Origin of the sequence: Streptomyces sp. SAJ15 (assembly GCF_007595705.1) — a bacterium.
In the GTDB taxonomy this organism is placed as follows: Bacteria; Actinomycetota; Actinomycetes; order Streptomycetales; family Streptomycetaceae; genus Streptomyces.
On record NZ_NISY01000003.1, the window covers coordinates 1 to 18,415 of the forward strand.

The following is an 18,415-nucleotide window of genomic DNA, read 5'->3' on the forward strand; positions in this document are numbered from 1 at the left end:
CGGATTTCCCTGGAAGCTCATAATCGAGCTTTTCGGTTCGAATTTCGGCATGCCGAAGTCGTTCCCGATCAGGGGCCGTGCAGTGGTGATTTGCCGCCGGTGCGGCTCGAAGCGCTGCCCCGTCGTCCCCGTGGGACTCCGTGACAACTCGGAGAACACTACATGACACCCCGAGCGGCTTCAAACCTGTGGCCGAGGGAGCGTCGGGCGCGTATGGTCGCTCGCATGCGAACGCGTGCGCTGACCCGACGTTGGTGGGCCGCCTGACCGGCGGCCGCAGACGCGCATGCACGAACACGGCCGCCGCCTCGGCGGCCGTTCGCATCTCCGCAGCCCCGCGGGGCCGGCCGATCCGGAGCGGCGGCCCCGATACAGGGGATGAGGAACACCGCGATGGCAGAGCTGGCGGGACGGCCGGGACGACGCATCTTCAGCGGGATCAAGCCCAGCGGACATCTGACGCTGGGGAACTATCTGGGGGCCATGCGCCGCTGGGTGGAAGAGGAGCAGCACCGCGCGGACGCGCTGTTCTGCGTGGTGGACCTGCACGCGCTCACCGTGGAGCACGACCCCGCGCGGGTGCGGCGCCTCACCCGGCAGACCGCGACGCTGCTGCTGGCGGCCGGGCTCGACCCGGAGCTGTGCACCGTCTTCGTCCAGAGCCATGTGGACGAGCACGCACGGCTGTCGTATCTGATGGAGTGCACCGCGACCGACGGCGAGATGCGGCGCATGATCCAGTACAAGGAGAAGGCCGCGCGGGAGACCGCGCGGGGTCGCAGCGTACGGCTGTCGCTGCTCACCTATCCGGCGCTGATGGCGGCGGACATCCTGGCGTACGGGACGGACGAGGTGCCCGTGGGCGACGACCAGACGCAGCACGTCGAGCTCTGCCGTGATCTGGCGCTGCGCTTCAACCAGCGGTACGGGCCGGTCTTCCGGGTCCCTCGGGCCTCCTACCCGCAGGTGGCCGCCCGTGTCATGGATCTGCGGGACCCCACGGCGAAGATGGGCAAGTCGCACGCCGAGACCAGTGGGATCGTCTATCTGCTGGACGAGCCGGACGCGGTACGCCGGAAGGTGATGCGGGCGGTCACGGACAGCGGGGCCGAGGGCGGGATGGAGTACGACCCGCAGGAGCGGCCGGGGGTGGCGAACCTGCTGGACGTGCTGGCCGCGTGCACCGGGGGCAAGCCCCAGGAGCTGTCCGAGGAGTACACCTCGTACGGCGCCCTGAAGAAGGACACCGCCGAGGCCGTGGTGGAGCTGCTGCGGCCGCTGCGGCGACGGCACGCGGAGCTGTGCGCCGATCCCTCCTCTATGGAGGGGGTGCTGCGGGAGGGGGCGGAGCGGGCCCGGGCGCTGGCGCGGCCGCGCGTGGACGCCGCCTACGCGGCGGTCGGGCTGCTGCCGCCCGGATGACCCGCCGCGGGCTCGGGCGGCGCGGTCCGCGTGCCGCCCGAGCGGCCGTGGGCCCCGGCGGTCGGCCGGCTGCTGGAGAAGGCGGCGCGGTAGTCGCGCGGGCTGGTGGCGAGTCGGCTGGCGAAGTGCTGCCGCATGGTGATCTCGCTGCCGAAGCCCGCGCGGCGGGCCACCTCGGGGATGGGCAGGTCGGTGCGTTCCAGCAGCTTCTGGGCCGCCGCCAGCCGCTGCTCCAGCAGCCAGCGCAGCGGGGTGGTGCCGGTGGTGGCGGCGAAGTGGCGGGCGAAGGAGCGCGGGGACATCCCGGCCCAGCGGGCCAGCTCCGCCACGGTGAGCGGTTCGTGGAGGTGTCGCAGGGCGCGCTCTCGTACGGACGCCAGCGCGTCGTCGTCCCGGTCGACGGCCGGGGTGGGGCGCTCGATGAACTGTGCCTGGCCGCCGGCGCGGAAGGGCGCGGTGACCATCGAGCGGGCGATCGCGGCGGCGGCCTCCGCGCCGTGGGCCGTGCGCACCAGGTGCAGACAGAGGTCGATGCCGGCGGCCGTGCCGGCCGAGGTCCAGATGTTGTCGTCCTCGATGAACAGCGCGTCGGGCTCGACGGTGATCTCGGGGTGGCGCTCGCGCAGCAGGTCGGTGAAGCGCCAGTGGGTGATCGCGCGGCGCCCGTCGAGCAGCCCGGCCTGGGCGAGGGTGAAGGCGCCGCCGCAGAGCGCGGCCACCGGGATGCCGGCGGCATGGGCGCGGCGCAGGGCCTCCAGCACGGGGGCCGGGGCCGGGGTGATGCGGTCGTCGAGGCCGGGGACGACGACGAGGTCCGCGCGGAGCATCCAGTCGAGGGTGCGGTCGGGGGTGAGGGTGAGCCCGCCGGGGATGGCCACGGGGGTGTGGTCGACGGCGCACCGGCGCAGCTCGAAGGGCGGGACGCCCCGGTCGGTGCGGTCGACGCCCCAGACCTCGGTGATGACGGAGACGTCGAAGGCGCGGATGCCGGGGATGGCGACCAGGGCGATGCGCTGCGGTCGCGTCCGCGGCCGGGGGTCCGGCTGCTGCATGTCGGCCATGCTGTCAGAACGGCTGGCAGAAATCCATCGATGCCCGGCGTTGCCGCCACTGTGCGGGGCGCCCACGGCCCGGCAGGCTCAGGGGCATGGATATCGCACAGAACGCAGCACTGGTGGTCATCGACGTACAGAAGGGCTTCGACGACCCCGTGCACTGGGGGCCGCGGGACAACCCGGCCGCCGAGGAGAACATCGCGGCCCTGATCGACGCCTGGCAGTCGACCGGCCGGCCGGTCGTCTTCGTCCGGCACGACTCGCCCAAGCCGAACTCGCCGCTGCGGCCGGGGCAGGAGGGCAACGACCTCAAGGACGTCGTGGCCTCCCGGCGCGGGAAGGGGAGCGGGCCGGAGGTCCTCATCACCAAGACCGTGAACTCGGCCTTCTACGGCACGCCGGACCTGAAGGAGTGGCTGGACGCGGTGGCCCACGGCGACGCCGCCGAGGGCCAGGGTCGGCAGCTCGTGGTGACCGGCATCCAGACCAACCTGTGCTGCGAGACGACGGCCCGCATGGGCGGCAACCTGGGCTACGAGGTGTTCTTCGCGCTGGACGCCACCCACACCTTCGACCTCGAGGGTCCCGAGGGCTGGAAGCTGACGGCCCAGGAGCTGGCGCGGGCCACCGCGGTGTCGCTGCACGGCGGCGGGTTCGCGAAGGTGGTGACGACCGAGGAGCTCGTCGCCGCGGCGAGCAGCTAGGTCCGCCGCGCTCAGCCGTTGCCCGTGGCCAGCTCCTGGCTGCGGTCGCGGGCCGCCTCCAGGGCCGCGATCAGGGCGGCGCGCACCCCGTGGCGCTCCAGTTCGCGGATGGCGCTGATGGTGGTGCCGGCCGGGGAGGTGACCGCCTCTCGGAGCTTGACCGGGTGCTCGCCGCTGTCGCGGAGCATCACGGCGGCGCCGATCGCGGCCTGCACGATCAGATCGTGGGCCTTGTCGCGGGGCAGCCCGAGGAGGATGCCCGCGTCGGTCATCGCCTCGACCAGGAAGTAGAAGTAGGCGGGGCCGGAGCCGGAAAGGGCGGTGGCGGCGTCCTGCTGGGACTCCGGCACCCGCAGCGTCTTGCCGACACCGCCGAAGATCTCCTCGGCATGGGCGAGGTGCTCCGCGGTGGCGTGACTCCCCGGCGAGATGACCGACATGGCCTCGTCCACCAGGGCGGGGGTGTTGGTCATGACGCGGACCACCGGGGTGCCCGCGGCGAGCCGCGCTTCGAGGAAGGCGGTGGGGATGCCGGCCGCGCCGCTGACGACCAGCCGGTCGGCCGGGACGTGCGGGGCCAGCTCGTCCAGCAGCGCGGCCATGTCCTGCGGCTTCACGGTGAGGATGAGGGTGTCGGCGGTCTTGGCCGCCTCGGCGTTGGAGACGGCCTCCACGCCGTAGCGGGAGCGCAGCTCCTCGGCGCGCTCCGCGCGGCGCGCGGTGACCAGCAGGTCGGACGGGGCCCAGCCGCCGCGGATCATGCCGCTCAGCAGTGCCTCGCCGATCTTCCCCGTGCCGAGCACGGCGACCTTCTGCGTCATGGTGTCGTTCACCCCATACGGTCCATACGGTCCGGTGCGCGGGGGCCGGCTCATGCCGCGGGCCCGCCCGTCGTCACCCTCTGCCGTCATCCTCGCACCCCGGGCGGGTGGCGCGAGGCGGCGTCCATCCCTCGGTACGGGGGCGTGTGTCGTGGGGCGGGAGGTGCGCTCCGCGTGGTGGCGGCGCCAGGGGCGCGGCCGCGGCGTATGCGACGCCGCGCGCCGCGCGGGCGTGCGCCGAGACCATTGGAGCTGCTTCCTCCGCTTTGCTGACTCCGTGTTCACAGGTTGATTACGTAAGGTCCGCGCATCGCCACCACCCCTTGGACAAAATGAAGTTGGGTGTCGACGCGACGGAGACGCGCGGCGGAGGGGGCGAGGATGACGACGATCGGGCGAGCCGGTCGCGGGCTGATAGCCGCCCTGTCGTTACTCCTGCTCGCCGTGCTCCTCGTCACCGACTGCGGCTTCGCCCCCACCACGAAGTCCACCCCCGGCGCGGGCCGTTCCGCCGCCGGACCGGCGGTCGAGCCCGTTCAGCTCTTCGAGCGGCGGACCGTCGTCACCGACACCCGCCGGCTGCCGCACCCCGCCTCCGAGGACTGCGAGGGCCGCCGCCCCGGCGGATCACCGGTCACCGCCCCCGTCCCCCGCGGCACGCCGCTCTGTGTGGGCGACGCCGACGCCGACCCGGCCCGGCCGCCCGCCGGGCACGGGGTCCGCCGTACCGGACACCACACCGTCCCGGTGTCGAGATCGAGCGACCTTCCCATCGCCCTCCAGATATTCCGCTGCTGACCGTCACGGCCGCCGCCGCCCCGGCGCGCGGCGCGAACTCCCTCCCCCGGGCGCCCGATGAGCGGCCCGCCCCGCAGTTCATCCGTTGACGAAGTTCATGCAGCGATGCGTCACGTCCCGCCGCCGAGCGCGCGGGGCGTGTTGGAGGAGCCATGACGAAACATCTCCCCGACCGAACCGTCTTCCGCGCCGACTTCACCGCTTCCCTCGTCGTCTTCCTGGTCGCCGTCCCGCTCTGCGTGGGCGTCGCCGTCGCCTCCGGCGTACCGGCCGAACTCGGCCTGATAACCGGCATCGTGGGCGGCCTGATAACCGGCCTGATGCCGGGCAGCAGCCTCCAGGTGAGCGGCCCCGCCGCCGGGCTGACCGTGCTGGTCTACGAGGCGGTGGACGAGTACGGCCTCGGGACGCTGGGCGTCCTGGTACTGGCCGCCGGCGCGCTGCAGCTGGCGATGGGCCTGCTGCGGCTCGGCCGCTGGTTCCGCGCGATCTCCGTGGCCGTGGTGCAGGGCATGCTCGCCGGCATCGGCCTGGTGCTGATCGCCGGGCAGCTGTACGCGCTGGCCGACGCGCCGGCGCCCAGTAGCGGGCTCGGCAAGCTCGGCCGGCTGCCCGGTCTGGTGACCGACGTGGCCGGCTCCGCCGACGCCCTCCAGGCCGTCGGAGTGGGCGCCGGCACCGTGCTGGTGCTGGTGCTGTGGCCGCGGTGGCGGCGCGGGGCACGGCTGCTGCCGGCCCCGCTGGCGGCGGTGGCGCTGGCCACGGCCGCGACCGCGCTGCTGGACCTGTCGGTGGCGCGGGTGGAGGTCCAGGGCCTGGTGGACGCCGTGCGGCCGCCGAACGGCGGGGACCTGGCGCGGCTGGCGGAGTTCGGCGTGCTGGGCACCGTGCTGGCCTTCGCGCTGATCGCCTCGGCGGAGAGCCTGTTCAGCGCGGCCGCCGTGGACCGGCTGCACGACGGCCCGCGGACCGACTACGACAAGGAGCTGATCGCCCAGGGCACCGGCAACGCGGTGTGCGGTGTGCTGGGCGCGCTGCCGATGACCGCGGTGATCGTCCGCAGCGCCGCCAACGTCCAGGCCGGCGCCAGGACCAGGACGTCACGCGTGCTCCACGGCGCCTGGCTGTTGGTCTTCGCGGTGCTCTTCCCCTCGGCGCTGGGCGTGATCCCGGTGTCGGCGCTCGCGGGCGTGCTCATCCACGCGGGCTGGAAGCTGCTGCCGGTCAAGGAGCTGGCCCCCCTGTGGCGGGAACACCGGGGCGAGGCCGTGGTGCTGGCCGTCACCGCCGGCGCCATCGTGGTGACCAACATGTTCGAGGGCGTGCTGATCGGCCTGCTGACGGCGGTGGCCAAGTCCGCCTGGGAGACCTCGCATGTGCATGTCGAGGTCACCGGGCTGGACGACCCCGCGGAGCAGGGGCGCGGCGACGGGGCCCGAGACGCCGGCGATGACACCGGTCCCGGTATCGGGGTCGGCGCCGGGACCGGCACCGACGGCGCCGGCGTGATCCGGGTGCGCGTGCTCGGCAACGCGACCTTCCTGCGGCTGCCGAAGCTGCTGGACGTGCTGGAGGCGCTGCCGCGCGAGCGGTCGGTGGAGCTGGACCTGAGCGGGCTGCGCCACGTCGACCACGCCTGTGCGATGGCCCTGGCGATCTGGGCGGAGCGGCACAACGCGGTGGTGGACCCGGTGCGGACGGCGGCGGCGCCGAGCGGACCGTGAGCTGAACCGAACACCGTGAGCTGAACCGAACGCCGAGGCGGGGCCGCCCCCTCCCCGCCTCGGCGCCCGGCCCGTTCAGGACATGGCCGGGAGCAGCGGCACCAGGGAGGGCCGGTTGGCCGCCAGCCGGAGGTTGGCGACGGTCTGGCGTACGACGCGCTCCTTGGCGAACGCGGCGGCGCGGCCGGTCAGCGTCCGCTCGCGCGGCGAGTCGTCGGCGCGGACGAACTGGATCAGACCGTCGCGCCGACCCAGGCTCAGACACTGGATGATGTAGCGGAACCCCAGGGGCCTGGGGGCCTCGCCACGCGCCTCGGCCAGCAGCACGGAGGCGACGTGCGAACCGGTGGGCAGCGCGGTGGCGCAGCCCATGCGCAACGGGCCCGCGAGGGGCGAGCCGGCGGCGGCCGCGTCGCCGGCCACCGAGATCTCGGGGTGCGAGACCGAGCGCAGCGCGTCATCGACCCGGATCCGGCCCGTCGGGTCCAGGGCCAGGCCGGCGGAGGCGGCGAGCGCGCTGTTGGCCGTCATGGCGGCGGCCCACACGACCACGTCCGCGTCGACGTCGTCGGCGCCGGCCACCCGCCGGCCCTCCTCGACGCGTACCCCCAGCCCGCCGAGGCCGGCGCGGACATGGGCCCGGCCCTTCTCGGAGAGCCCGGTGCCGACCTCGCCGGCGGTCAGCAGCCGCACCCGCCAGCCGGGGGCGGACTCGGCGATCTCGCCGGCGAGCTCGATGCCGGTGAGGCCGCCGCCGACCACCGCCACCGAGCCCGGCCCGTCCAGCAGCCGCTTGCGCAGCTCGGCGCCGGTCTCCACCGTGTACGCGCGGTCCCCGGCGCCCAGGACGCCGCCCTCGGTGCCGGTGCGGCTGCCGAGCGCGTACACCAGCCGGTCGTAGGGCAGGGTCCGGCCGTCGTCGGTGCGCACCGCGCGGGCGGCGGTGTCGATGCCGACCGCGCGGGCGGCGCTGTGGGTGACGGACGTGCCGGCCAGGAACCCGGAGAGCGGACGGGTGACGTCCGTACCGGCGGCGGCCAGCTCGTGCAGTCGGACCCGCTCGGTGAAGCGGTCGCTGGGGTCGACGAGGGTGACGTCGTGGTGCGGGGCCAGCCGCAGCGCGGCCATCAGGCCGGCGTAGCCGGCGCCCAGCACCACGATCTGCAGTCGCCGCGCGTCGCCGTGGCGCGCGTTGCCTCGGTTCATGTCGCCTCCTTGGCGGGTTGTTCGCCAAGGGGACGACGTGGCAACCCCGGGTGTGACGGTGAGCCGCGTCACACCGTGTCGAGGTCCAGATGGCGGAGCTTGTCGGGGTTGAGGACGACGTCGATGCCGACGATCCGGCCGTCGTCCCCGTCGAGGGTGAAGGCGAAGACGCCGGCCAGCCCGCCGGCCGGGTCGCGGAAGAGGAGCCCGGGGGCGCCGTTGACGTCCCGTACGGTCAGGCTCATGGTCCGCGGGTCGAAGCCGCGCATCAGGCGCAGCGCGAAGCGCGCCACCTTCTCGCCGCCGACGACCGGCAGCCGCGCCGCGCCCTTGACCTTGCCGCCGCTGTCCGCGCGGTAGACCACCTCGGGGTCGAGGATCTCCAGCAGCCCGTCGAGGTCCCCGCCCATGACGGCGGCCAGGAAGGCGTCCACCGCGCGACGGTGCTCGCCTCGATCCACCGAGCGTCGCGGCGCCTGCTCCCGCACCCGCCTGCGGCCGCGCGAGGCGAGCTGCCGTACGGAGTCGGGGGTGCGGCCCACCACCTCGGCGATCTCCGGGAACGGCACCGCGAACACGTCGTGCAGGATGAACGCGGTGCGCTCGGCCGGGGTCAGCCGCTCCAGCACGGTGAGCATCGCCATGCCCACCGACTCGTCCAGGGTGACCCGGTCCTCCGGGGAGCCGGGGGCGGGGCTCCGCGCCACGACCGGCTCCGGCAGCCAGGGGCCGACGTAGGTCTCACGGCGGGACCGGGCGGAGCCCAGCTGGTCGTAGCAGATCCGGCTGACGACGGTGGTGAGGTACGCGCGCGGGTCGGTCGCCTCTCCCTCCGGCAGCGCCTGCCAGCGCAGCCAGGTCTCCTGCACCGCGTCGTCGGCGTCCGCGACCGATCCCGTGATGCGGTAGGCGACGGCCCACAGCCGTCGGCGGTGCGTCTCGAACTCCGTCAGCTCAGCCATGATCGTCATCCTCTCGCGCCCCGCGCCGACGCTCGACGTCGGAACCCGGGGGCGTCAGCGGCGGTACAGAGGCGACAGCGGCGAGGGCAGCGGCGTCAACGGCGGTACAGCGGCGTCGGCACCAGCGGCCGCGGCGCCGCGGCGAGGGCGTCAGCGGCGCTTGCGGGGCTTCTTTCCGGCCTTGGCCGGGTTGCCGGTGCGGGAGGTACGGCGGCGCTCGTAGGCGGCACGGTCGGCCTCGTACTCGGCGCGGACCAGCTTCTCGCCGGGGGCCTCCGCGAGGCTGCGGACGAAGTAGGCGAGCAGGACGCCGACGAAGCCGATGCTCTTGATGCTGCGCATCGAGCGCTCGACGGCCTCGTCGCGGGGTGTCTCGGGGCGCCGGGTGAACCCCTCCCAGGTGCGGCGGAAGCCGATGGCGCTGCAGATCGCGAAGGCCGCGACGAGCATCACGTTGACCAGCCCGCCTGCCTCGGAGAGGGCCACGCCCTGGTAGGCGAAGCGCAGCACGAAGGCGCCGGCCGCGGCGGCGGCCAGGGAGCCGAGGGCGACACCGGCGCGCCGCGCCGCGTATCCGCCGTCGTGGCGGAGCCAGGTCGTCCCGAAGAACCGCAGGGGTTCGGGCCGGGGCCCGCCCTGGTCCTCCTCCGTGCCGTCCGGCCGCTTCGCTTCGCTCATGCCATCGATTATCTATCGACGGCCCGGGATCCCTACCGGCCGCCCGCGCGGGGACGCACCCGGCCGCCCGGGCGGGGTGGACCCCGGCCGCCCTCGCGCGGCCGCGTCCCGCCCGCCCGCGCGAGGGGCGCGTACCGGGCTGCCGGTCTCCGGACGCGCCGTTTAGGCTGAGCAGCCTCGGGCGTGCCGGGATACGGGAGGGGCGAGGGTGCCGCTGAGCGCCGGGGATCCGGAATCGATTGGCGACTACCAGCTGCTGGAACGACTCGGGTCCGGCGGCATGGGGGTGGTGTACCGGGCCTGCTCGGCCTCCGGCCGGCAGGTCGCCGTCAAGCTCGTGCACGCGCAGTTCGCACTCGACGACGAGTTCCGCACCCGGTTCCGCCAGGAGGTGGCCGCGGCGCGGCGGGTGAGCGGCGCCTACACCGCCCCGGTCGTGGACGCCGACCCGGACGCCGAGCGGCCCTGGATGGCCACCCTGTACGTCCCCGGGCAGACGCTCGCCCAGCGCCTCGCCGACACCGGGCCGCTGGACGCCGCGGAGCTGCGCCGGCTGGCGCTGGGCATGGCCGAGGCGCTGGGCGACATCCACCGGGTCGGCGTCGTGCACCGCGATCTGAAGCCGGCCAACGTCCTGATGTCGGAGGACGGGCCGCGCGTCATCGACTTCGGGATCTCCCGGGCGGCGGACAACCAGACGCTGACGGTCACCGGCCGGGTCATGGGCACCCCGCCCTTCATGTCGCCCGAGCAGCTCAGCCGGCCGCGCGAGGTGACCGCGGCCTCGGACATCTTCTCGCTGGGCGCGCTGCTGGTGTACGCGGTGACCGGACGCGGGCCGTTCGACTCGGACAGCCCGTACATGACGGCGTATCAGGTGGTGCACGAGCCGCCCGCGCTGGAGGAGCTGGCCCGCCCGCTGCGCGACATCGTGGCCGACTGTCTCGCCAAGGACCCCGCCGAGCGGCCCGCGCTGCCCGAGCTGATGGCACGGCTGCGCGACCTGCCGACGCGCGGTTCGCTGCTCGCCCAGGCCGGCGAGACCGGCGCCGACGCCCCGGCGGGGCGACCGGAGGCGGGGAGCGGCACGGCGTCCGCCCGGGACTCCGGCCCCGACCGGCCCCCTCGGGACTACGGCCCCACCAGCCCCGGCCGGCGGCGCCGACGCACCGTGCTGGCCATCGTGGCCGCCGTGGCGGCGCTCGGCCTCGGCGGCGGCGGAGTGGCGCTGTACGCCTCGGGCGGCAGCGGGGTCCGCACCAGCTCCGACCCGGGCCCGTCCGAGACCGCGACCCCGAGCACCCGGGCGGTGCCGCTCCCCGCGGGCTGGCGGCCGTGGCGGATGAGCCAACCGGTCGCGGCCGGCGTCGACCATGTGCAGGGCGACGAGTCCGACCCCGGCTGCGTGGCCCAGGGCACCACGCTCTACTGCGGCGGCATGGACGCCCCGGTGGTCCGGATCAACGGCCTCAACGGCGAGGTCGAGTGGCGCGCCAGGGGCCTCGTCCTCAACGTGGACACGACCAGCACCAACACCTCACCGCTGAACGTGCACGGCGACCTGGTCTACCTCCACGACGCCGTGAACGACACCACCAGCCGGCTGGTGGCCCTGCGCACCGACACCGGCACAGCCGCGTGGTCACACCAGGTGAGCTCCACCGCCGACACCCAGCTGGTGGGCGATCTGCTGCTGTCCAACACCCCGGGCGACGGCGCGATCGTGGCCCGGCACGCGGTGACCGGCCAGACCCGCTGGACGGCCCCGCTGCCGAAGGGGGCCTCCTGCAACCCGATGCCCTCCACGAGCGGGCCGCCCTACGCCTACTGCTGGCTGTCGGAGAACCGGTCCACCATGATGCGGTTCGACCCGCGCGACGGCACCATGAAGCAGCTGGGCCGGCTCCGGGACACCGACGAGCCGCTGGGGCGGCGGAACGGGGCGCTCCTTGCCCTGCGGGCCGACGCGTCGACGTTCGCCAGGTACGAGAAGCTCATCCGGATCGATGAGAAGACCGGGAAGGAGCGCAGCTTCAGGCTGCCCGCGGGCGCCTCGGGCACCGGGGCGCTCGTCGACGGCCGGCTCTTCTTCGTGCAGGAGAGCGGGCGCGTCACCCTCGTCGACCCCGACACCGGGGCCGAGGTGTGGTCGCGGGCGACACCGGTGGAGCGACTCGGTAAGCCGCTGGTGTCCAAGGACGGCCGCACCATCTACCTGTGCAGCTCCAGCGGCCGGTTCCAGGCGATACGGATGTCCGACGGCCGGCCGCTGTGGCAGTCCGCGGCGCGCAGCAGCACCAGCGGCTTCGGACCGACCTCCGAGGTGCTGCCGCTGGGCGGCGCGCTGGTCGGAACGGCGGTGGACGGGACGGTGTTCTCCATCGACCCGGAGCACCCGAACGCGAAGCCGAGGCCGTAGCCGCGGAGACGGGGCCCTGACCGCCCCGCCGCCGGCAGCCCGTTCCGGCCGCCGGCGACGTCCGCGCCCGTGACCGCGCGGTGAGGCGTCGTCAGCCGCACTGCGGGGCGACGAAACCGTCGCTCCCGGTCTTCACGAACGCGTCCGAGACGAACTGCCCGGGCGCGATGTTGTCCCAGACGTCGGTCGTGCCGTACGGACCGCTGACCCGCTCGCCGCGACGCTGGCAGCGGATGGGCACCCGCGCGTCGTACGGCAGCACCTTGACCAGCGGGCTGGTGGTGCTGGGCCCGCGGCGGACGTTGACCCGGTGGCCGGGCGCCACCGGGTAGGTGACGGACTCGGCGGCGGCCATCGTCTCGACGGACTCCACCCCCGCCTCGGCCGCTACGGACTCCTCGACGGCTTCTTCCATGGCCATGTCGGCCCCTCCCCCGTTGGAACGTCAGTTGTGTGGAACATGCGCAGGCTAGCAAGGTTGACCTGGCTCGTACGCGTCATCGACTAGGCTCCCAGCGTCGCGACTGCGGCCGAATTCACGGGGGTGGGGGGAATGCCGCCGCTGCGCAGTACCGGGACCGGCCCGGAAGCGGAGGACCCGGGGTATGCCGGGCAGTACCGCCTGGAGGCGCGCCTGGGCTCGGGCGGCATGGGCGTCGTACACCTGGCCCGCTCCACCTCCGGACTGCGGCTCGCGGTGAAGGTGGTGCACGCGGAGTACGCCGCCGACCCCGAGTTCAGGGCGCGCTTCCGACAGGAGGTGGCGGCCGCGCGGCGGGTCAGCGGCGCTTTCACGGCACCCGTGGTGGACGCCGACCCGGACGGCGAGCGGCCCTGGATGGCGACCCTCTACATCCCCGGCCCCACCCTCTCCGAGCACGTCAAGCGGAACGGTCCGCTGGAGTCGGACGAGGTGCTCCAGTTGGCGGCCGGGCTCGCGGAGGCGCTGCGCGACATTCATCGCGCCGGCGTGGTGCACCGCGACTTGAAGCCCAGCAACGTGTTGCTCGCCGCGGACGGCCCCAAGGTCATCGACTTCGGCATCTCACGGCCCGCCGACAGCGATCTGCGGACCGAGACCGGCAAGTTGATCGGCACGCCCCCCTTCATGGCGCCCGAGCAGTTCCAGCGGCCGCGTCAGGTGGGGCCGGCGGCGGACGTGTTCGCACTCGGCTCGGTGCTGGTGCACGCGGCCACCGGAAGCGGCCCGTTCGACTCCGAAAGCCCGTACATCGTGGCCTACCAGGTGGTGCACGACGAGGCGGACCTGGCCGGGGTGCCGGCCGCGTTGGTGCCGCTGGTCCGCCGCTGCCTGGCCAAGGACCCCGACGAACGACCCACGCCCGACGCCCTGATGGCGGCCCTGCGCGCGGTCCGCGGTCCGTACGCGCCCGCCCCGCGCGGTCCGGCGCCCCGCGTCCCGGCGCAACGCGGCCCCGCGCGGGACGGCGAGGCCGGGGCGGACGAGCCGTTCACGGGCGGCGTCGGCGACGCCGGCGGGACGAGCGAGACGGGCCGGACGGGCGGCGACGCGGGCTCCGCCGACACCCACATACGGGCCGGGCTGCCCGGATCCGGCAGCCGGAACTCCGGCGACGGCGGTCAGGGGCCTGAGGACCCCGAGCGCTCTCAGGGCTCCGGTGGCGGGCGGCGTACGCCGCCGTTCCGTCTGGGGGGCCGGCGCGGCTGGATCGCGGCCGGTCTCGCGGTCACCGTCGTCTTCGGCGCCGGCACCCTCTGGTCGCTGCACCGGCTCGACGAGCTGCGCTCCGACCCGCACCGGCCGCCGGCCAAGACCGCCAAGGCGTGGCACCCCTGGGAGACCACCCTCGGCGCCGACCCGCAGCCGGGACGGGAAGGCGGCGGTCAGTCGGCGGCCGGCGGCCACTCGCCGCGGGGGGCGGGCACCGCGGCGAGTGGCCGGGCCGCCTACTGCGGCTACGCGCGGGGCGCGCTGTACTGCGCGGGCCCCGGCGTACGGGCCGCGCGGCTGAACCCGGCCGATGGCGACCTGGTGTGGTCGCTGCCCGGCGCCCGGCGCGACCGGGACGACGGCGCGCCCACACCGCCGGTGTTCTCCGGCGGGCTGGTCCAGGTGCTGTCTCCGGACGGCACCCGGCTGGAGGCGTTCGACCCCGAGGCCCGCGCGGCGCACCGCTCCCGCTGGAGCCGGAACGTGTCCGCGTACGCCGGCCGTGTCTACCGCGCGGGCGACACCACGCTGCTGGTCTCGGCCGACGGCACGGTCACCGCGATCGACGCGGCGGACAACAGCCGGCGTTGGCGGCACCGGATCGCCGGCCACACGCTGCCCGGCTTCTTCACGGACGCGCGGGGCCGCGTCGCGTATGCCGTCACCGCGACCGCCGACGGCTCGCGCACCCTGGTCACCGCGCTGGATCCGGTGCTCGGCACCGTCCACTGGCAGCACGGGCTGCCCGGCAATCTGACCCCGGTGGGCACCGGCCCCGAGGGCGTGGTGCTGTTCACCGAGGTCGACGCCCAGACCCGCACCACGGCCGTGGTCCGCTTCGACCCCGCGCCGACCGAGGCCCGTCGGGTGCCGCTGCCGACCCCGGTGACCACGGTCAGCGCCACCAGCCGCGGCGACACGGTCTTCCTGCTGGGCGCCGACGGCGGCCTGGTGGCCCTGGACACCGGCGCCACGGGCGGCTCGGGCAAGCAGCTGTGGCGCCTGGAGACCTCGGTGGGCAACGCGTCCCCGCTGGTCGCGGCCGGGGACGACCGGCTGTACTTCTCCGCCGCGGACGGGCGACTGCTGGCCGTGGACACCGACCGCGGCGAGCTGATGGGCGAGACCCCGACCCGCACCGGCAAGGCCGACAGCGGCTATCTCGACACGCTGCCCGCGCCGGTGGTCGCGGACGGCAAGGTCTTCGGCTCCGCGCCCGACGGCACGGTCTTCGCCGTCGACGAGCGGGCCCCGTCGCAGTGGTAGCCGCGGGACGCGCCGCTCGGCGGCCTCGTCGAGTACCCATTCCGGGTGGACAATTCCGCATTCCTCCGAGAGCGCCGCAGAACGCCCCTAAAGTGACGCCACGTCTCGTGTCGTAACGAGTCGTACGGGGGATGACCGGATGGTGCTGCGCGCAGGGGATCCAGAGTCCATCGGCGGCTACGCGCTGGAGCGCCGGCTCGGCTCCGGCGGCATGGGCACGGTGTATCTGGCCCGGTCGGACTCCGGGCGCCGGCTGGCGGTGAAGGTCGTGCACCAGCAGTTCGCGGAGGACGAGGAGTTCCGCACCCGGTTCCGGCAGGAGATCGCGGCGGCGCGAAGGGTCAGCGGGGCGTTCACCGCGCCGGTGGTGGACGCCGACGCGGACGCCGCCCGCCCCTGGATGGCGACCTCGTACGTGCCGGGCCCCACCCTCGCCGAACGCATCAGCCACCAGGGCCCGCTGCGCGGCGCCGAGCTGCGACGGCTGGCCATCGGGCTGGCGGAGGCGCTGCGCGACATCCACCGCGCGGGGGTGGTGCACCGCGACCTCAAACCGGGCAATGTGCTGCTCGCGGCGGACGGGCCCAAGGTCATCGACTTCGGCATCTCGCGCGCCACCGACCACCAGACGCTCACCATGACCGGCCGGGTCATGGGCACCCCGCCCTTCATGTCCCCCGAGCAGCTGCGCACCCCGCGCGAGGTCGGCCCCGAGTCGGACGTCTTCGCGCTGGCGGCGGTCCTGGTCTACGCGGCCACCGGCCACAGCCCCTTCACCGCCGACACCCCGTACCTGTCGGCCTACCACGTCATGTGCGACCCACCCGAGCTGAGCGGGCTGGCGGGCCCGCTGCGCCGCATCACCGCCGACTGCCTGGCCAAACGCCCGGCCTCGCGACCCGCGCTGCCCGAACTGCTGGCCCGGCTACGCGCCCTGCCGGACGAGGAGGAGGCGGGTTCGCCGTGGGCGGCAGTGCCCCGACCGGCGGGCCGGGTGGCGCGGGCGACGCCCCGCCCACCGGGCCCGCCGCGCACCCGCCGCCACCGCCCGTGCCGGGCCCGGCTGACGACGGTGGCGGCGCTGTTCCTGGTCGCGGTGGCCCAGCCGACACCGACGCCGCCGCCGAGACCGGACGCGCCGGCCGCCACCACCCCCACCGAGGGTGTACGAAAGCTCCCACCCCGGCCGGGCCCCGCTACTCCCCTGTCCCGCCCTTCCCCGTAACCGAGACCCCGCCCCGGGCCCCGGCCCCGGCACCGGCCTCAGCGCCACCCGGCGTGGCGCCCCCATACCCGGGCGACCCCAGCCGCCCGCCCCGACTCTCCGCGACCCGCAAGACCATCTCCAACGCCTCGATGAGCCGCGCGGTCAGAAAGCGCAACTCCCCGACGTCCGCCCTGCGATCGCCCACCAACGCACGAGCGTGCCCGAGCAGCCCGAGCCCCATGGCGAGCTGCGCGGCCTCCATCTCGTCCGCGACCTTGCTGAGGAACCCGGCCCCGTCCGAGTCGAGATAACAGGGCCGCCCGTCGGGCCCTGCCCAGGGGAGGAGCCGGAGGGGGGTGACGGCTCCCGCCGGATTTACCGCTGTCCGCTGAGACTCCGGAAGCCTGACGCTACTTTGGTCCATGTCGACCTGCACTTTCAGGTGGGCCATGCCCCGGGGCCGTGTGGAGCGGTCGCCGGGGTTCTTGGGTTCAGCCTTGCGGCTGGATGACCTCCGAAGTAGCCCAGCATGAATACCCACCGTGGGTAACATGACTGACACGGAGCCACAGCGACCAACGCCTCGCCGCCTTCCGGAGCGTCGCTCATGTCCACTTACGAAGCACCGCTTGCTCTCCCCGACCGCCTGCTGGAACACCCCGAGATGGTCCGGGCATGCGCGGCGCGCGACTTCGCCTCGGTGTTCCGTCTCGTCAGGCGCCACGCCGGTGTGTATCCGGCTCTCATCGCACGGCGATGTGACCTGACGCCCAGCCGAGTCGGCGAGATCATCGCAGGACGGCGCATGGTCAAGGACATCGCCGTCATCGAGCGCATCGCCGATGGGCTCCGCATCCCGGGGCGCATGCTCGGGCTGGCCCGGCGTTCTTGGGAAGTACGTGTCGAGCACAGTGAGTCCGCTTCACCCGCGCGGTCAATCACGCGTCCGGACCCGCACCGCCCCCACCTCGGGGCGCCACCTGACATGGCGGCTATGGACTCCTTCCGCATGGCAGACAGGCAGTCGGGAGGCGGCCACCTGTACCGGTCGGTCCTGCACTACCTGCACCACAAGATGGCGCCGCGCATCTTCGGCAGCCAATCCGCGCGGGATGCTCAGGAAACCTTCCGGGCCGCTGCCGCGCTCACGGAGATGGCGGGCTGGATGGCACACGATTCCGGGTTCGATGAGCGCGCACACGAGCACTTTGCCCGTGCCCTGTCACTGGCCCAGGCTGGCGAGGACCGATCCCTCGACGCAGGAATCATGGCGAGCATGAGTCATCTGGCATTACACATCGGCCGCCGTGACGAGGCCGCCGCACTGGCGCGAGATGGGCGACGCCGTATCCCGGCCGGGCTCTCGGTCCCCACGTTGTCTGCCCGGCTGTACGCCATGGAGGCGAGGGCCTTGGCGCAGGCCGGCGAGGAAAAGGCGACCAGGGAGGCGCTGGAGCTTGCCCAGACAGAACTGGACGCCGATTCGGTACCGGCTTCTCCCTGGCTCAGCTCGTTCGACTCCGCCGCTCTCGCCAGTGAGGCGGCTCTCTCACTCATGGACATCGGTCGACTGGCACCGGCCCAGGAGGCCGCCGAAATGGCCGTCACGCTCCGCGCCGGAGACCGGGCGCGCAGCCGTGTGTTCGGTCAGATCACCTTGGCACTGGTTCGCATCCGGCAAGGAGACATCGAAGGCGCTTGCGCCGTGTGTCACGAGCTCATGAGGACCTGCGAGCCGCTCGGCTCGGTCCGGATCACGCACCAGCTCGAAGAGCTGGCCCACACGCTCATGCCCTACCGCGGGGAGACCATGGTGGCCGAACTCCTCAGCCAGCTGACGGTGGTCACGCAGCGGCGCAAACTCCTCCTGTCGGGGATCGGCGCATCGTACGGCGAAGGTGCGATCGCATGACCACGCGACCCGAGCCGGGCACGGACGAGTGGATCGCGTACCTCACAGAGGGCAACGCCAGGCAAGCGCGCAAGCGCGTGGCTGCGGACGTGCTTCTCCGGGATGCGGCGGGACGGGTCCTGCTCGTCAACCCGACGTACAAGGACGGGTGGGACCTGCCGGGCGGAATGGCAGAAGCGAATGAGTCGCCGGAGGACGCGGCGAAGCGCGAACTCCACGAGGAGCTGAACCTCCTCGTGCATCTGCGGGGCCTGCTCTGCGTCGACTGGGTCGCACCACACGGCCCTTGGGACGACCAGCTTGCGTTCATCTTCGACGGCGGCACACTTGCGGAGGACGAGAGCGCCGACCTGCGACCACGTGATCATGAGCTTTCCGCCTGCGAGTTCTTCTCACCTGACGAGGCGCTGCGCCGGCTGCGCTCCCGCACCCGGCGGCGCGCGGCCGAAGCGTTGCGCGTCCTGGAAGCGCGACAACCCCAGTACCTGGAGAACGGCCAACCGACCATGCGGTCCCCGCGCACGCGGGGGCGACCCCCGAAATGACGC

Annotated in this window: 15 protein-coding genes; 9 read left to right on the forward strand and 6 right to left on the reverse strand. The window is 73.9% G+C overall.

The window, feature by feature from the left end; translation table 11 throughout:
* The first annotated feature begins 393 nt into the window (after window positions 1–393).
* On the forward strand, window positions 394–1,422 hold the full coding sequence (trpS, locus tag CD790_RS10105) for a tryptophan--tRNA ligase (RefSeq protein WP_144382814.1): 1,029 nt from the start codon (window positions 394–396) through the stop codon (window positions 1,420–1,422).
* Here the strand turns inward: trpS and CD790_RS10110 are convergent.
* Window positions 1,389–2,474, reverse strand: a complete 1,086-nt coding sequence (locus tag CD790_RS10110) for a GlxA family transcriptional regulator (RefSeq protein WP_144382816.1) — start codon at window positions 2,472–2,474, stop codon at window positions 1,389–1,391. The genes trpS and CD790_RS10110 overlap by 34 nt on opposite strands.
* 95 nt (window positions 2,475–2,569) lie before the next feature.
* Here CD790_RS10110 and CD790_RS10115 point away from each other — a divergent pair, with 95 nt between their 5' ends.
* On the forward strand, window positions 2,570–3,181 hold the full coding sequence (locus tag CD790_RS10115) for a cysteine hydrolase family protein (RefSeq protein WP_144382818.1): 612 nt from the start codon (window positions 2,570–2,572) through the stop codon (window positions 3,179–3,181).
* Window positions 3,182–3,192: 11 nt separating this feature from the next.
* On the opposite strand, the gene proC is transcribed toward CD790_RS10115, so the two are convergent.
* On the reverse strand, window positions 3,193–4,002 hold the full coding sequence (gene proC / locus CD790_RS10120; protein WP_144383342.1) for a pyrroline-5-carboxylate reductase: 810 nt from the start codon (window positions 4,000–4,002) through the stop codon (window positions 3,193–3,195).
* Between the two features lie 381 nt (window positions 4,003–4,383).
* Between proC and CD790_RS10125 the strand changes: the two genes are divergently transcribed.
* Both CD790_RS10125 and CD790_RS10130 read left to right on the forward strand, forming a co-directional pair.
* Entirely contained in the window at window positions 4,384–4,800 is a 417-nt protein-coding gene (locus tag CD790_RS10125; RefSeq protein WP_144382819.1) for a hypothetical protein, read from the forward strand.
* Between the two features lie 152 nt (window positions 4,801–4,952).
* Window positions 4,953–6,524: a SulP family inorganic anion transporter gene (locus CD790_RS10130; protein WP_144382820.1), complete on the forward strand. Its 1,572-nt coding sequence runs from the start codon at window positions 4,953–4,955 to the stop codon at window positions 6,522–6,524.
* A gap of 75 nt (window positions 6,525–6,599) precedes the next feature.
* On the opposite strand, the gene CD790_RS10135 is transcribed toward CD790_RS10130, so the two are convergent.
* The 3 genes from CD790_RS10135 to CD790_RS10145 all read right to left on the reverse strand — a co-directional run bounded on the left by CD790_RS10135 (window position 6,600) and on the right by CD790_RS10145 (window position 9,370).
* Entirely contained in the window at window positions 6,600–7,730 is a 1,131-nt protein-coding gene (locus CD790_RS10135) for an NAD(P)/FAD-dependent oxidoreductase (RefSeq protein ID WP_144382821.1), read from the reverse strand.
* A 68-nt stretch (window positions 7,731–7,798) separates the two neighbouring features.
* Window positions 7,799–8,692, reverse strand: a complete 894-nt coding sequence (sigJ, locus tag CD790_RS10140; RefSeq protein ID WP_144382822.1) for an RNA polymerase sigma factor SigJ — start codon at window positions 8,690–8,692, stop codon at window positions 7,799–7,801.
* A 150-nt stretch (window positions 8,693–8,842) separates the two neighbouring features.
* Window positions 8,843–9,370 carry a hypothetical protein gene (locus tag CD790_RS10145; protein ID WP_144382824.1) on the reverse strand — a complete coding sequence of 176 codons (528 nt, stop codon included), beginning with the start codon at window positions 9,368–9,370 and terminating at the stop codon, window positions 8,843–8,845.
* A 208-nt stretch (window positions 9,371–9,578) separates the two neighbouring features.
* Here CD790_RS10145 and CD790_RS10150 point away from each other — a divergent pair, with 208 nt between their 5' ends.
* Window positions 9,579–11,789, forward strand: a complete 2,211-nt coding sequence (locus tag CD790_RS10150; RefSeq protein ID WP_144382826.1) for a protein kinase domain-containing protein — start codon at window positions 9,579–9,581, stop codon at window positions 11,787–11,789.
* Between the two features lie 91 nt (window positions 11,790–11,880).
* Here CD790_RS10150 and CD790_RS10155 read toward each other — a convergent pair whose 3' ends face one another.
* Window positions 11,881–12,210: an SH3 domain-containing protein gene (locus tag CD790_RS10155; protein WP_144382828.1), complete on the reverse strand. Its 330-nt coding sequence runs from the start codon at window positions 12,208–12,210 to the stop codon at window positions 11,881–11,883.
* Between the two features lie 132 nt (window positions 12,211–12,342).
* Here CD790_RS10155 and CD790_RS10160 point away from each other — a divergent pair, with 132 nt between their 5' ends.
* The 4 genes from CD790_RS10160 (at window position 12,343) to CD790_RS10185 (ending at window position 18,412) form a co-directional block, all read left to right on the forward strand.
* Window positions 12,343–14,748, forward strand: coding sequence for a protein kinase domain-containing protein (locus CD790_RS10160; protein ID WP_144382830.1), 2,406 nt, complete (start codon window positions 12,343–12,345; stop codon window positions 14,746–14,748).
* A 139-nt stretch (window positions 14,749–14,887) separates the two neighbouring features.
* Complete coding sequence (locus CD790_RS10165) at window positions 14,888–15,973, forward strand: serine/threonine-protein kinase (protein WP_144382832.1); 1,086 nt, start codon at window positions 14,888–14,890, stop codon at window positions 15,971–15,973.
* A 589-nt stretch (window positions 15,974–16,562) separates the two neighbouring features.
* The gene (locus CD790_RS10180) at window positions 16,563–17,867 is read left to right on the forward strand and encodes an XRE family transcriptional regulator (protein WP_186318963.1); all 1,305 of its coding nucleotides are present in this window, start codon (window positions 16,563–16,565) and stop codon (window positions 17,865–17,867) included.
* Window positions 17,864–18,412 (forward strand): NUDIX hydrolase, encoded by a 549-nt coding sequence (locus tag CD790_RS10185; protein WP_144382838.1) that lies wholly within the window; start codon window positions 17,864–17,866, stop codon window positions 18,410–18,412. The genes CD790_RS10180 and CD790_RS10185 overlap by 4 nt, the downstream gene beginning before the upstream one ends.
* Window positions 18,413–18,415 lie beyond the last annotated feature (3 nt).